8 protein-coding genes and 2 pseudogenes are annotated in these 14,253 nt (G+C 58.7%); 2 read left to right on the plus strand and 8 right to left on the minus strand.

The window, feature by feature from the left end:
• Positions 1–195: 195 nt before the first annotated feature.
• The 6 genes and pseudogenes from P9254_RS24560 to P9254_RS24585 form a co-directional block, all read right to left on the minus strand.
• Positions 196–1,461, minus strand: coding sequence for a M16 family metallopeptidase (locus P9254_RS24560; protein WP_128311092.1), 1,266 nt, complete (start codon positions 1,459–1,461; stop codon positions 196–198).
• 9 nt (positions 1,462–1,470) lie between these two features.
• A pseudogene (locus tag P9254_RS24565) lies at positions 1,471–2,775 on the minus strand (M16 family metallopeptidase); the annotation flags it as partial.
• Between the two features lie 1,950 nt (positions 2,776–4,725).
• Positions 4,726–6,054 carry a sensor histidine kinase gene (locus tag P9254_RS24570; RefSeq protein ID WP_063169275.1) on the minus strand — a complete coding sequence of 443 codons (1,329 nt, stop codon included), beginning with the start codon at positions 6,052–6,054 and terminating at the stop codon, positions 4,726–4,728.
• On the minus strand, positions 6,051–6,710 hold the full coding sequence (locus tag P9254_RS24575; RefSeq protein ID WP_024505389.1) for a response regulator transcription factor: 660 nt from the start codon (positions 6,708–6,710) through the stop codon (positions 6,051–6,053). The genes P9254_RS24570 and P9254_RS24575 overlap by 4 nt, the downstream gene beginning before the upstream one ends.
• Positions 6,711–7,329: 619 nt before the next feature.
• Positions 7,330–7,786, minus strand: a pseudogene (locus P9254_RS24580) (helix-turn-helix domain-containing protein); the annotation flags it as partial.
• Between the two features lie 220 nt (positions 7,787–8,006).
• Positions 8,007–8,465 carry a response regulator transcription factor gene (locus P9254_RS24585; protein WP_224570033.1) on the minus strand — a complete coding sequence of 153 codons (459 nt, stop codon included), beginning with the start codon at positions 8,463–8,465 and terminating at the stop codon, positions 8,007–8,009.
• A gap of 751 nt (positions 8,466–9,216) precedes the next feature.
• Between P9254_RS24585 and P9254_RS24590 the strand changes: the two genes are divergently transcribed.
• Together P9254_RS24590 and P9254_RS24595 are read left to right on the plus strand one after the other, a co-directional pair.
• Entirely contained in the window at positions 9,217–10,338 is a 1,122-nt protein-coding gene (locus P9254_RS24590; protein WP_063169274.1) for a DUF418 domain-containing protein, read from the plus strand.
• A gap of 1,543 nt (positions 10,339–11,881) precedes the next feature.
• Positions 11,882–12,094 carry a cold-shock protein gene (locus P9254_RS24595; protein WP_008874821.1) on the plus strand — a complete coding sequence of 71 codons (213 nt, stop codon included), beginning with the start codon at positions 11,882–11,884 and terminating at the stop codon, positions 12,092–12,094.
• A 228-nt stretch (positions 12,095–12,322) separates the two neighbouring features.
• Here the strand turns inward: P9254_RS24595 and P9254_RS24600 are convergent, their stop codons facing one another.
• Complete coding sequence (locus P9254_RS24600; protein ID WP_024505385.1) at positions 12,323–12,793, minus strand: MucR family transcriptional regulator; 471 nt, start codon at positions 12,791–12,793, stop codon at positions 12,323–12,325.
• Positions 12,794–13,687: 894 nt separating this feature from the next.
• Positions 13,688–14,230, minus strand: coding sequence for a tetratricopeptide repeat protein (locus P9254_RS24605; RefSeq protein ID WP_082826568.1), 543 nt, complete (start codon positions 14,228–14,230; stop codon positions 13,688–13,690).
• Positions 14,231–14,253: the final 23 nt, after the last annotated feature.

Below are 14,253 nucleotides of genomic sequence, written 5' to 3' on the forward strand. Positions count from 1 at the left end.
GCGACTGAATTCTGCAAAAAGGCGGCATACATGCTGAGGAGCGCCATTTCGGCGAGAGGCCGCCGGACCGCCAATGCCGCGCAAGGTCGGCGAAAACGACTCCGCGCGTCTGCATGATCTGCTTGGCCCACGGGCCTCCACATTCGCTCTTCCCACGAGAAGCCCCGATGAAGAAGGAAGGTGAGATGAGTTTCTTTACTCATCCTTGCCGCCCAGCGGCGGGCCGACCACCAAAATGGCGGGCTCGGCCGAAAGCAGCTTTTTGGCCGCCGCCTTGACCTGTTTGAGCGTCACCCGACCGATGCTGCGGGCGCGACGCTGGTTGTAGTCGACGTCGGCCTTGTGAATCTGCAAATCCAGGAGCCGGTCTGCAATCGAGCGGGTCGAGCCCAGTTGGTCGATGGCATAGGCGCCGATCAGGTGCTTCTTCGACGCCTTGAGCTCGGCCCCGGTCGGTCCTTGCTGCGCCATCTGCTTTACCACATCTCGCACGATGCTCAGTGTTTGGGCAGCGCAGTCCGAGCGTGTCTCTGTCGTAACCAGAAGCGAGTCAAGGGTTAGTTCAGAGCTGACGTGATAGGCAAGGCCGCGTTTTTGACGTACCTCCTCGTAAAGGCGGGAAGTCAAGTATGAGCCGCCAAGGATGTCGTTCAGCAGCACGGCCGCGTAGAAATCCGGCGCGCTAGGCTTCACGCCAGGCCAGGCCAACGTCAGCGAAGTCTGCGGCAGGTCGTAGTTCTCCTCCACCAGTTGACCGAGTTTCGGCGCGACATCGTAGACGGGGACGAGGGTTTGTTGCTCAGGCAAATCACCAAACAGCTGGTCAAGCCTTTCCCTCAACGTGTTCGCGTCAATGTCACCCACCACGGCAATATGGAGCCCGTCGCGAGCGAAAATGGCCTGGTGGAAGGCGCGGAGGTCGGACGGCGTGATGCCGGGCAGGCTCTCTTTTGTGCCTTCTCCCAGCCTTGAACAAGGATGCGCGCCATAGATCGCGCGCAGCCATTTGCGCTGAGCGATGGCGTTAGGGTCTCGCTCGCTGCCGACGATGCGGGAGACAATCTCGGCGCGGACGCGATCGATCGGCCCCTGCTCGAAGCGCGGCGCGTTCAGCGCGAGCCGAAGCAGGCCGAACGCCGCGTCCTGCTTTTTGGAAAGCATGCACATCGATCCGTAGATGTCGTCGCTTTGCGCGTCCAAACTCATTTCGGCGCCGGCATGGTCGAGCTTCACCTGGAAGGCACCGCTGTCGTAATGGCCAGCGCCTTCGATGAACAGGCCGGCCATCAGTTTGGCCATCCCCTCCTTCCCGACCGGGTCCTGCTTGGTGCCGCCCTTGAAGGCAAAGCCGATGTTGACGATTTCCACTGTGTGGTCCTCCACCAGCCAGGCGATGATGCCCTTTTCGGACTTCACCTCCTGGATGTTCATCGCAGCATGGGGCCGAGCGCCGAGCGTCATCTCTTGATTCTCCGTCTTGGGCAAGAGATAGCCCGTGGTCGAACGGTCGAACGCGAGATAGCGGGCGGCAACTGCTTTGATTTGCTCGGGGGTAACCTTGCGGATGCGATTCGGCCGTTCCTCGACATCCTTCACGGTACCGCCGGTGGCCAGCGTCGAGCCGTAGATGCTGGCGAGCCAGTCCAGGTTGTCTTCCGCAAAGATCATATTGAGCAAATAGTGGTCCTTGGCCTTGCCTAGTTCCTCGTTGCTGACACCATCCTCGGCAATGCGGGCAACTTCGGCAGCGGCCGCCGCTTCGAGATCAGCCAGCTTGGCATCGCCGCGCGGTGCGCCATAGATGGCGAACTTGGTGTCGTCGAGCATAGTGCCCTGGAAATAGACGCGGGCGCTGGAAGCGATACCTTGCTGGACAGCGAGCGCCTGGTAGAGCCGGCCGCGGTTACCGCCGCCGAGAATTTCGGCCAGCAGGTCGAGCGCTTCGGCCTCGCCCGGCTTGGCGGTGTGGTAGGACGGCACCACCCACTGCGTCGAAAAACTGGGCACGCTGACGCGGGCGTCTGAGAGCGTGACGGTGCGCCTGGTGTTCTGCTCGGGCTCAACCGGCCGGATGCGCGGCGGCAGGTCAGGTCCGCGCGCCACCTTGCCATAGGTCTTTTCGGCCAGCGCCCGCACCGTGTCCGGTTCGACATCGCCGGCCACGATCAGCACGGAGTTGTTGGGCCAGTAGTACTTTTCATAGAAGACGGTGGCGTCGACGCGGTTCAGCTGCTCGATCTCCTGCATCCAGCCGATGATCGGGATGCGATAGGGGTGGTTCTGCCACAGCGTCGCGTCGATCTCCTCATGGAGAACGTCCTGCGGGTTGGTGTCGGTGCTTGAGCGGCGCTCCTCGATGACCACATCGCGCTCGGTCTTGACGACATCGTCGGTCAGGATGAGGTTTCGCATTCGGTCGGCCTCGAAGCTCATCATCAGCTCGAGCGCCGACGGCGCCACTGTCTGATAGAAGGCGGTGTAGTCGGAGGAGGTGAAGGCGTTGTTGGAGCCGCCGATCTCGAACACTGCGCGGTCGAATTCGCCGCCCGCATGGTTGGTCGTCGCCTTGAACATCAGATGCTCGAAGAAATGGGCGATGCCGGATTTGCCCGGCGGCTCGTCGGCGCTGCCGATCTTGTACCACACCATGTGGGTGACGATCGGCGCCCGGTGGTTGGGAATGACGACCACCTCCATGCCGTTGTCGAGCACGAAATCCCTCGCCTTGCCGTCCTCCCATGCGACGGGGATCGGAGCCGGCCCCGCGCCGACCAACTCGGACGCAACGGACGTCCTGCGAAGCCCATGAGTGCGGGGCTTGCTTGGTAGTTCTGGTAGGGAGAGTGGGGTTATGGGCTGCGTTCCTGGCAAAGTGATCTGTTCCTCATTTTGAAGGATCTATGTCTCCCGAACGCCTATTGGGAGAAAGTGGATCGGCACGCGACGCCGAGCCACATGAGCCGTCAGCGTGTTGCTGGGCCTGACGCGAGCCTCATCTTTGGATGCGTCCGGGAAACTTTCGGCATGGTGAGGCCATGGGAAGTCTGCTCGTTATCCATTGGGTGTTTGCGGATACCTGAGCATGCCCCGTGCCAAGTAAGAAAGCCCCGATTCGCAAGGTTTGATCCAACCTTGATACTTGCGATATCCGACATTGTCGGGCATCCGACAGAAAGCGCCTTTCGCCGGCGCGCCGGCTATGACGCTCGCCTCCTCCGGCGTGACGACGATCCTTTGGCGGGCGCCGCGCACACCGATCTGCCCGCCTATCAGCACCGCGACATCGAAGGACAGCGCGATCGTGACTGGATGGGTCTTACGCAAACATGCAGCAGTGCCACCGCGATCAGGACTTCATCCGCCCCACAAAGACCCGAGCGCGAGGGACGACGTGTAAGGCAACATGTCATCCTCGATAATGATGCCGCGCATAAAGAGGTAAGGTCCCTCGTCGTACCGGCGAGCCCCTTCGCTGGGTCTCGCGAGGGTCTGGTTTGCGAACGTCGACCGACAGCATCACGGCATGGGCGGCCCCATCGGTAGGCAAGCATTGACCGTGCCATCAGCGTTGAGGCAGCGCAGAGCCCAATTTCCCGGTGCCAGCCGGTACGTTGGAGCTTCAACTGTGGCCAGCCAAGCGGGCCGAGGCCGTGAAACTCCTGATACCCTGGACCGTCCGGATTGCAACGCACGACGCCTTGGTCTCGCGCCAACGTCCATTGACGCTCAGCGAAGCATCATGCGGACGAGCTGGGAAAGCTTGGCCGGGCCGGCGCCTTCCCAGGCGCATGGGACGCGCGACGACCCATGTGGACCTTGGATTTCACTACGCACTTACGCTGCTTTGGCCTTGTCAGCAGCCTGAGCATAAAGCGTGCTCAGCTTTCAGGGCGAGCCTCTTTCATGTTGATAGCATCTGTCGTCATTCAGGATCGCCCCATTTTCGCATGCCGCTTGCAGCTTTCAGACTGTTGTCAGCCAGGGCCGCCATAAAGGGTCTCGTTTAACGCATTCGGGAGGCTTCATCACTCGACCACATTAATTTCGGGCCGTTCGCCGGCGCTCCGAATGGCACTTAACACCAGATCCTCTCCAAACCCGTGATGATCCAAGAGGAAAACGAAAAATCCCTAAATCATAAAAAAGCACCGATACGGTCGGCTCCAGGCTGATGAAATTGCGGTCTCACTGGCCACGCACGATACTTGCGATGGCGATGGCCATTGCAAAGGCCGGTCAAGCACCCAAGACGCTGACAAGCACGCCTCCGACCAAAGCTCGATCGTTGGCAGCCTTTCTAGCCGTATACTTGGGGCATTTTGGGACGGCGATCCGGACGCCGATTAAAACCTGCCGGTCGTCTAAATGGAATGGTTGGTCCGGGTCCTTACTGGACCTGCGCCAACCCGATCGGGCCGGCGCACAGGGGCACCCAGACAATTGGACACGTCGCCTTTGCGCGGCGGCTTGCACTTTCTCGGATGGCCTTTTTTCTCCCCGGGCGAAATCGAGCGAGCGGTGAGGCGGAGCCTTCGATTTTGCCGATCATGTCGTGTCGCTTCGATCGAACTGCTCAGACGATGATAGCGGCATTGATTGCCGCGGCCGAAATGCGTTGTGTGAAGTACGATTTCTACGCCGTATACATACTGCCGTACAGTTCGCCCTGTCAGCAGCCTTGCCAGCAATCCGCCCTGTGTCCAACTGTCGTCGAATTCACCGGTGTCATTGAGGAATTCGTATGATCGCCTCGAAACCATCATTGCGACCGCGGGCGGGCGACGCAAGCTCTAGACTGCCACCGATCCGCTGGATAACCATGTTAGCGATATGTAGACCAAGGCCTGAGCCCGCAGCAGGAGTAGCACCACGACTAAATCGCTTTGTAAGCCCTTCGAGGTCGGGGAGGGGCACCACCGGTCCGGCGTTTGCAATAGCGATGGTTCCATCAGTTTGGACGGAAACTGTTGTCGGAACAGTGGGCAGTCCATGTATCAGCGCATTCTCGATCAGGTTACGAAGGAGGATCCCAAACGCATCGACATCCACTTTGCGCATCAAAGTGGGGCAGCCGTCGACGTTAAGATGCAGGCGTCCGGCATATTGCGGCTTTTTCCTCAGGTCATCGATTTCCAGCCGAACCGATCGGACAAGATCGATCGCGTGATCCGCCATGCCAACCCCCGATTCGGCTTGAGCGAGCTGAAGCACTTTTTCGACAAGGCGGCCAAGGCTCGACAGCGCTTGCTCGATGCCGCGCGCACGCATTTTGGCCGACCCATTGGGAAGCTCGGCCACTAATCTCTGCATCTGAGCGATTGAACCTGCGATCGGCGTGCGCAGTTCATGCGCACTGTTTGCGGCGAACTCGCGTTCGGCCTCGAGAGCCGCCCGCAGACGATCGAGAAGCCGATTGACGGATGCCGCGATTGGAGCCAACTCTGCCGGGAAATCGCCCAAGTCCATTGGTGACAGATTGCCGCCGTCGCGCGATCCGATCTGCTGTCGCAGTACCTCGATTGGCCGCAGCGAGCGCCGGATCACGATCCACCAAACAGCTAAGCTAAAGGGCAGGAGCACGAGTGTCGGAAGGAAGACAAAAAGTGCGCCCTTCGCGATTGTGGTACGGCGGCCATCAAGCGGTTCGGCCAACTGATGATACACGCCGTCTTGGATCTCCTCTGTGTAGACGCGGTAATCAGCGTTTCGCCAAAAGCCGTTACTCAGGGGAGCATCAGGGAAGGGCTGCTGACCCTCTTCCGGTTCAGAAATAAGCACTACCCCGTACTTATTAATAACCTGCTCACGATAGGTCCAGTACTTTTCATAAGTTGGCAAGTGGTTATTGTATTGATCAACGTGTTTTCCATTCAAGACCTTGATCAGCTCTGGTTCTCTGTACTCTGCGCTCCCCTGGAGCAAGTCATCCGAACTTTCGTTTACATTATTGCAAAAAATGAACGCAGCAATGGTTGGGGCGGCGATCCAAACCAGGAGCGTTGCCCCGCCTAACCACGATATCAGCTTTCTCGTCATGCTGTTCGAGTTCGTCATGTGACCACGAGCCTGTATCCGGAGCCACGCACGGTTGCTATTCTATCCCCGCCGATCTTCTTGCGGAGCCGGCTGACATAAACCTCCACTGTGTTGCTCTCGAACTCCGAATTGAATGAATAAAGCGCGTGCTCGATCCTCCCCTTTGAAACGACCGAACCGGGCCGGCGTAGAAGGCAGTCGAGCACCGCCCATTCGCGTCCAGACAGGTGGACCTCCTGCCCGTCGCGGAAGAGGCGTCGCTCGGCTGCCTGTATGGAAAGCGTCCCAACCGAAAATTGCGGCTCCGGAAAATGCCCTTGGCGACGTGCCACTGCACGGATGCGTGCCGAGAGTTCCCCCAGATCGAACGGCTTGACCAAATAGTCGTCGGCGCCAGCGTTGAGCCCCTCGATGCGATGCGAAATCCGATCGCGGGCTGTCAGAATGATGACCGGCGTTGTATCAAGCCCCTTGATCAGCTCCCGCAGATAGTCGATGCCATTGCCGTCCGGCAGGTGAACGTCGAGCAAAATAACGTCGTAGCCGGCCACAGCTGCATGACCGCGCGCTCCGGACAGGCCCTCGGCCCAGTCGACCGCGTGGCCACCAGCCACCAAATGATCGTGCACAGCACTTCTAAGGTCGTCGTCGTCTTCAATGAGCAGTATTCGCATCAGGCTGCCGAGCTCCGGTATGAGGGCAAGGCTCCTGCCTTATTGATCGAAGCTGACAGTAGGCTGAACCGGCGCCAGCGAATATCTGGGGGCTTTCAGGCTGCTGTCAGCTACAATTGCAAGAAAGGGGTCGTTAACAAAGCCAAACGAAGAGGCCTTATGAAACCCCTCCTGATCTCGGCACTTTTGCTCAATGTGACCACCGGCGGCTGTACACTGGTTGGCGGGCAATTCGACGTGGCGGTCAACGAATGGCAGCCGCGCCACGCGTCAATGTCCAGGCTTGAAACTGACAGGTGTCTTAAATACGAGGGCACCGTAGCGGGTGCCTCCAGTTATCGAACAGTGCCTAGCAGGTCAGAAGTGCACTTTGACCATAGGGGTCGTCCGTATTTTCGGCGCTCGCGAACAGAGTCGACGGTCAATCGATGCGCCACTGCCAGAGTCTGGAACGGTCAAGTGTTTGTTATCCCCCGTCCGGGCCATATTCTCTGCCGAGGACCAAGAAGGCCCTATTTTCGGTGCCCACGAACAGAGCCAACGGTCAATCGATGCGCCACTGCCAGGGTCTGGAACGGTCAAGTGTTTGTGATCCCCTGTCCCGGCCGTGTTCTCTGCCGAACTCGCCCTTGTAGTCGGCACACCAAAGATCGTTAGGGCGACAGCCGTTTGAAAGTGGTGTCCCCGTCGCCCTGTTGCGCCTGCGCTTGCGGCGCTCGACCATGCCGTGGCGGTCGAGCACGGCATGCACGGCCGAGATCGCGGGCCGGTGCACATCCGGATACAGCCGGGCCAGCCGCTCGCGTATCTTCGGCGCACCCCATGTCGGCTTGTCTTGCTTGAGGCGCACAATCAGCTTCTCGATTTGAAACGGAAGCTGATTGGCGTGGCGATAGGGCCGCCGCGATCGGTCCGTCAGCCCTCCAGGCCGCTGTCGTTGTAGCGCGTGAGGATCTTGTAGCCGGTCTTGCGCGAGATATCGAACTCCCGGCAAAGCACCGCCATCTTCTCGCGTCCAGCAGCCGGGCGACGAACTTCAGCCGCTCTTCCATGACGTTACACTCCTTCCAAGGCACCTTGCTCTCCTTGCAAAGGGCCGAAAGTGTAACCCATCTATCCGGAATGAACTGTCACCCATCTCTCGGGAAGGAAAGTCATGGCCAAGGCAACTGGAAGCCGAATTTTCTTTTAGAGTATGAATCAGCGCCGTCTGCCGAAAAGCGCGTCCACGATCTTCCCTTTTGAAACGACCGTGCAGGGCTGGGGCAGACGGTAGTCGAGCACCGCCCATCCGCGTCAAGTCAGGTAGACCTCCTGCCCGTCGCGGAAGAGGCGTCGCTCGGCTGCCTGTATGGAAAGCGTCCCAACCGAAAATTGCGGCTCCGGAAAATGCCCATGGCGACGTGCCACTGCATGGATACGCGCTGAGAGTTCCCCCAGATCGAACGGCTTGACCAAATAGTCGTCGGCTCCAGCGTTGAAGCCCTCGATGCGATGCGAAATCCGATCGCAGGCTGTCAGAATGATGACCGGTGCCGATTCAAGTTCCTTGATCAGCTCCCGCAGATAGTCGATCCCATTGCCGTCCGGCAGGTGAACGTCGAGCAAAATAAGGTCGTAGCCGACCACAGCTGCATAATCGCGCGCTTCGGACAGGTTCTTGGCCCAGTCGACCGCGTGGCCACCAGCCACCAAATGATCGTGCATAGCACTTCCAAGGTCCTTATCGTCTTCAGTGAGCAGTATTCGCATCATGCTGCCGAGCTCCGGTATGAGGGCAAGGCTCCCATCTTATTGGTCGAAGCTGACAATAGGCTGAACCGGCGGCAGCGAATTATTTGGGGAGCTTTCAGGCTGCTGTCAGCTACAACTTGCAAGAAAGGGGTCGTTAACAAAGCCAAACGAAGAGCCCCTATGAAACCCGTCCTGAACTCGGCACTTTTGCTCAATGTGACCCCCGGCGGCTGCATCAGCAAATTGATTTGGGAAACAGGCGCGCCGGTTCTAATGACCGACGCAGGCCGAGGTCTGGAGCTGGACCAGCGAACGGCGTCTTCGGTTTTTCAGGCAACAGCCACATGGAAGAATATGATTGGCTCGACCATGCGCCGAGCTTTGTCGAACGGATTGGTCGCGGGCGCACTACCACAGATTATGGCAGGTTTACGCCCTGGCCTTGACACCCGGGGTGATCGTCACCGGCGGAGCCGCGGCGTACTGATCGGATATCTAACGTCGCTGAGTCTCTCGTCGGTGCAGTGGATCTCTCGGCTTAGCCATCATGCAAAAAACGACGGTTCCGCGACACCACTTTTCAGGTCCGTGACACAGGCTTTGTGAGCCGATCTGTTGTTCTTACCCCAGGCTAATGGCTGAACAGCTCTGTCGCCGGCTCGATGCGCCAGATGGCGCGATGTTTTGAACCCTTTCACGAGGCGACGGCAGCAGCCGACCGGCTCTCCTATCGCGGCTCCCGCGATCCACACACCCAACAAGGGAATCTACCATGGTAATGAAGGCACCGGTTGCCGACGCTAGGAATGGGTCGGTAGTAGATCGGCTGGTCGGCATCGACCTCGCTCGGGGCCTGGCTGTCTTCGGGATGTATGCCGCCCATCTCGGTCCCGACCCCGGCGAAGGAGGACTAGTCGGGTTTCTGATGGAACTAACCCATGGGCGGCCGTCGGCCCTGTTTGCCGTATTGGCCGGTTTTTCAATCCTCCTGATTACAGGTCGCAAGGCGCCGAAGTCGGGGATAGCCGGTAGACAGGCCATCGCCAGAGTCGCAATTCGTGCCCTTGTTTTGCTCGCGCTTGGCTCAATCCTGGGCTGCCTCGGTACCCAGGTCGAAGTCATCCTAGAATACTACGGAATTTGCTTCTTGTTGGTATTGCCGCTCCATCGGCTCAGCGCATATCAGCTGGGCTTGATCGCTGCCGCTACGGCATTAGTTCTCCCGCAAGTCCGTTCCTCCCTTCTGTCGGTTGCCCCCAACCTCCTCGACCCGGTCTTCAACCTCATGGTCAACGGCTACTATCCCGCGGTGACCTGGGTTCCTTTCCTCATCGCTGGCATGGCCATCGCGCGCCTTAATCTTAATACGCTAGCAGCGCATTGGCGCCTTGGTCTGGCGGGGGTCGCGCTGGCCGTGTTGGGCCATGGGGGATCCTTGCTCGCGCTGAGTTCCCGCGCTTTGACTGAAACCTCCTTGTGGTGGTCTGACGTTGACGGCGCTTTTGAGCCTTCCAAGTCGTCATTTATAGTCAAGTCGTCATGGATAGCCGCACCTCATAGCGAAACGACGCTTTCGATCGTGGGCAGCACCGGTTGCGCAATGATCATCTTGGCGGCTTGCATGCTCGCTGTGGATGCGCTCCCGCGTCTGCGAAAGCTGGTCTGGCCAATAATCGCAGTCGGCTCGATGTCTTTGACGGCCTATGTGCTGCACATTGCGGGAATAGCCTATCTTATGAAGATAAACATTTTCAAAGACGAGAGCCTGTCCACGCTCTTTGGCTTCGTTGTGGTTATCAGCACTTTTGCGGTGCTTTGGCTGCGCATCTTCCAGCGAGGACCGATGGAAGTGCTGATGGGTAGGGTCGCAGATCTCGCGCGTCACATCCGCTGAGCACCGCCGCGCCCCGGCCTCCCGATCACATTACGGACAAGGTGGGGCTTTGTCCAAAGCTTGTTCGCGGCAGGGGAGGGTACTTCCTCCCAGCCTGCCGCCTTGTTGATGGAAGCTAAAACGGTCGCGCAGGCGCTAGAGTTGCATCGGCATAATCAGCTTAAACTCGCGAAGTTAAACCCGCGGTTGGTCTATCTCGGCCCGCCTCACCTGAAAGGCTAAGGTATCCGTTTCGGTCAAGGGTTTTAGGGGCCATTTTCGCTGCGCCTTGAGGAGAGCGTTTGCTAGGATGAGGAGCTTTCGCAACAAGATGATGACCTTTGCGGGTTTGCCTGCCGCCTTTAGCGCCTGGTATTTTGCCTTGAGGTCGGGGTTGAAGCGCAGGGCGAAGGGCCGGGCATGTAGAGGGCCTGGCGAACATTGGCCCGGCCGCCCCGGATGAAGGCGCGGCCGCTCCATTTTGCCGAGGCCGGCGAGGCTTGCGGCCTTTGGTTCCGAGTTCCGGCATGTCGATGGTGAGTGTGCAGGCGGTGGCATCCGATGCGCCATATGCTGGTCAGGATTTCGCGGCGCTGGACAGCGTCGGGATCGGCTTTCATGAGGGTAAGCATCGTCTGATCGATATCGCTGAGTTCACGTGGATCTGCTTCCAGCCACTCGTTGTTGTGGCGCCTGAGCAAGGCAAGCGGTCAAGGTCTGGCTCTGGTGCTGGCTGCGGTGCGATCCCCGCACGGGCCAGGTGCCGATCGTGTCGACGATCCACCTCGCCGCGACCAGAGAGCTGCTACTCTCTTCCGCTGTTCATTCTGGCCTCTTCGCAATGAATGTCATAAAATCACCTGTCGCAATTAATGGTTTTTGATTTGGCTCCTACAGCTGGCAGATATCGCCGAGAGTTCCGCAGAGAGCGTCGAAAGTTTTGGCCGCCTTCTTCCGCAGCCGCGCCTTGAGTTTTGAGCAGACCTGTCTTGATCGGGTTGAGATCGGGCGAGCATGGCGGCAGGATCAGGAGCCAGTGCCCCTTTGGCCAACCAGTGGGCGGCGCGTACCTTGCCGACAATCTGGGGTTCCGAACCCGACAGTTGGTTTTCAACCCGACAGTGGCCCGCCTCAGAGCAGGCTACCGCCCTTCGGAGCAGGCAGAAGCTAATCGAGGTTCGCGGGTTCCGGTTTGAATGTGCAGGTCGCTGCGCGCCTGATCTTTCGGTCTGGCGGCACATGACAAAAACTCTCATTTTGGCCGACGATACCCGGTCAGGAGCGGGTATCGCAGTCGAGAAGCGACCCGAGCACGTCCACAAGATGTGCCGAGTTTGCAAGGTGTGTCATTGTTTCTGTCAACGTTCGAGCGACAGCGCACGACGAAACGTCTGGCATACGCCTCGTCTGGCACGCGCCTCGCATATGTTGCAGTTGCTGCTGGAGATCAGGCGATCGAGTGGGCCTTGCAATTTTCCGATTTTGATGCGCCTAAAGTCTCGTGTACAAATCAGGCTGGCGTGAATGGCCTGCCTAAGTTGCGACTTATTACAAAGGAATGGATATGGCGACTGGAACGGTGAAGTGGTTCAACAGCACGAAGGGTTTTGGTTTTATTCAGCCTGACAACGGCGGTCAGGATGTCTTTGTCCACATTTCCGCTGTTGAACGAGCGGGCCTGTCGACCCTTAATGAGGGCCAGAAGATCAACTACGAGGTGGAACAGGATCGCCGCACGGGAAAGTCCTCTGCAGGCAGCCTCAGCAAGGCTGGCTAACGGTCCGGGAAAGCCTTGGCAAGGTTCGTCATCGCCGGAACGCATTGACGGCTCGAAACCCGGGCCGGAGCATGCAAGTTAATGCCGCGGCAGGGATTGCTGGAGCCATCATGAATTACTCTGGAAATGAGGCTCTTGGACGGGAAAGGCGGGGCTCATCCCCGCCCTTTGATTCCGCGCAGATTGGGCCAACGGCTGCTGCGCGTCCGAACGACTGTTGATACGGATTTAGGCTGCGACCTTCTTGCGGGTCCGTTTCGCCGGCGCCGTGGCTGGGGCTTCCGGCTCTTTCGGTTTGCGGCCGAGTCCCATGGTCTTGGCCAAGGCGGAGCGCGCAGCGGCGTAATTCGGCGCCACCATGGGATAATCCGACGGCAGACCCCATTTGGCGCGATATTCGTCTGGGGTCAGACCATAGTGCGTCGCCAGATGGCGCTTTAGCGATTTGAATTTCTTGCCGTCTTCAAGGCTAATGATGTAGTCCGGTTCGATCGACTTTTTGATCGGGACAGCAGGTTTTTTTACAGGCACAGGCTCTTCTGCCGGTATGAGTCCAGCCGTGCCGTTTAGAGCCCCGTGCACTTGGGCGATCAGGGCAGGAAGCTCCCCCGCCGGGACGGGGTTGTTGGAGACGTAGGCTGATACAACATCGGCAGTGAGCTCGATGAGGATGTCGGTCTTGTGGGGTTCTTCTGTCATAAACTTCTCCGGGCAGCTTGAAACACAGTTGGGCGAAGTGTCGCTTCATAGTGGCGGTTGCCGCTGAAAGCAAATGGATCGACGGGTGCGCTGCTCCTCCACCATTGAAGTCTCGGCGACGCATCCCGTCATCGTCCATCGCTAAAGGCAGCGTATTGAATTATGGGAGCGGTCGCGCCCGCCCCACCATAGCGATACAGCAAGACAATCAAAAAAGCCGGTCTTTGCTTGGCCCCAAATCTTTTCTCCTTTCGTGAACGCTGAGCTGCCAAGCTGCTACAGTTCACCTCGCGGGGCAACCGTGCACAACACAGGAGTTGCCCGAGCGATACATTCTTCACTTGCCGCTTATCAGCGCTGGTGATTGCACTTTGCAGCCTGCCTCCGGACCCGCAGCGCTCACGCTGTTGGTTTTGCGCCTGCAGGCGTCGGAAGTCGGATCGCCGCAGCTAATTTCCTCAGGCGGACGAATTCAACAAATCGATTGTTTGGATCGAAGGCATCCACACCATCGATGCCTCTAGAATATGATCCAGCTACAATCACCGTGCTGTAATGGCAGGGACGGCCAGCACAAGCGCGACACGATCCGGCGGGTCCATCGCTGCGTTACGTATTCATGGCTACTGCATCGGGCGCTCGGTCGACCGCCTTAAGCCAGGTCGCCGCATTGCGAGACGGTGACCGGCGAGGGAGAGGGCGCTCTGGCAACGAAGCGAGGCGGGTGGCCTTGCGGGTGGCCGCGTGATGTCATCCGGCTCTCCTGCCGATCTCTGCCGGCCAGATCTGGAGCAACTGTTTTGCATAGATATGGCTCTCTTCAGGGGGCCATCTATGATGGGAGCCGAGCGCGTGTTCGAGCCGGGGAACAGGCTGCGCATGCACTGTGCCCACCTATTGCGATCGTGCTAACCTTGGTTGTTCGGACTTGCCGTTAAAGGCAAGCGACAGATTGAAGTTATGCTGCACCATCTGATTGCCTGGCTCGTTTTCGAGAGCTCGCCGATACAGGGCCTGTGCCGCGTCATGCCGCCCCTCAATGTCCAAAATCACGCCCTTCGCATTCAATGCACGTACGTTTCCTGGGGCTGCAACCAAGACGCTGTCGAGCACCTCAACCGCTTCGTGCGGGCGCTTCTGGCCCACCAAGGCATTTGTAAGTCGTATCGCCGCATCAACATTGTCCGGGTGCTGCTTCACCTCATCCCGCAAAGCCCGCTCTTGAACATCCTGACCAACTTCGCGCAAAATGCGTTCGCGCATAGCCGGATCGATTTGATCGGCGCTGAGCAACTCGGGGGAAGATGTCTCCTGCACGGAAAGAGCCGGCTTTTGCCAGCTGGCGCAACCGCCCAAAGGCAGAATGGCGAGTACGGCAAAAAGAAGTGAGTTCCGGCGCAGAAACATAGGCGATGGAGAAACTGTATTACTATTCATGTTATCTCTCAGTTATCGGGGAG

Origin of the sequence: Mesorhizobium sp. WSM4983 (assembly GCF_029625765.1) — a bacterium.
Taxonomy (GTDB): Bacteria; Pseudomonadota; Alphaproteobacteria; order Rhizobiales; family Rhizobiaceae; genus Mesorhizobium.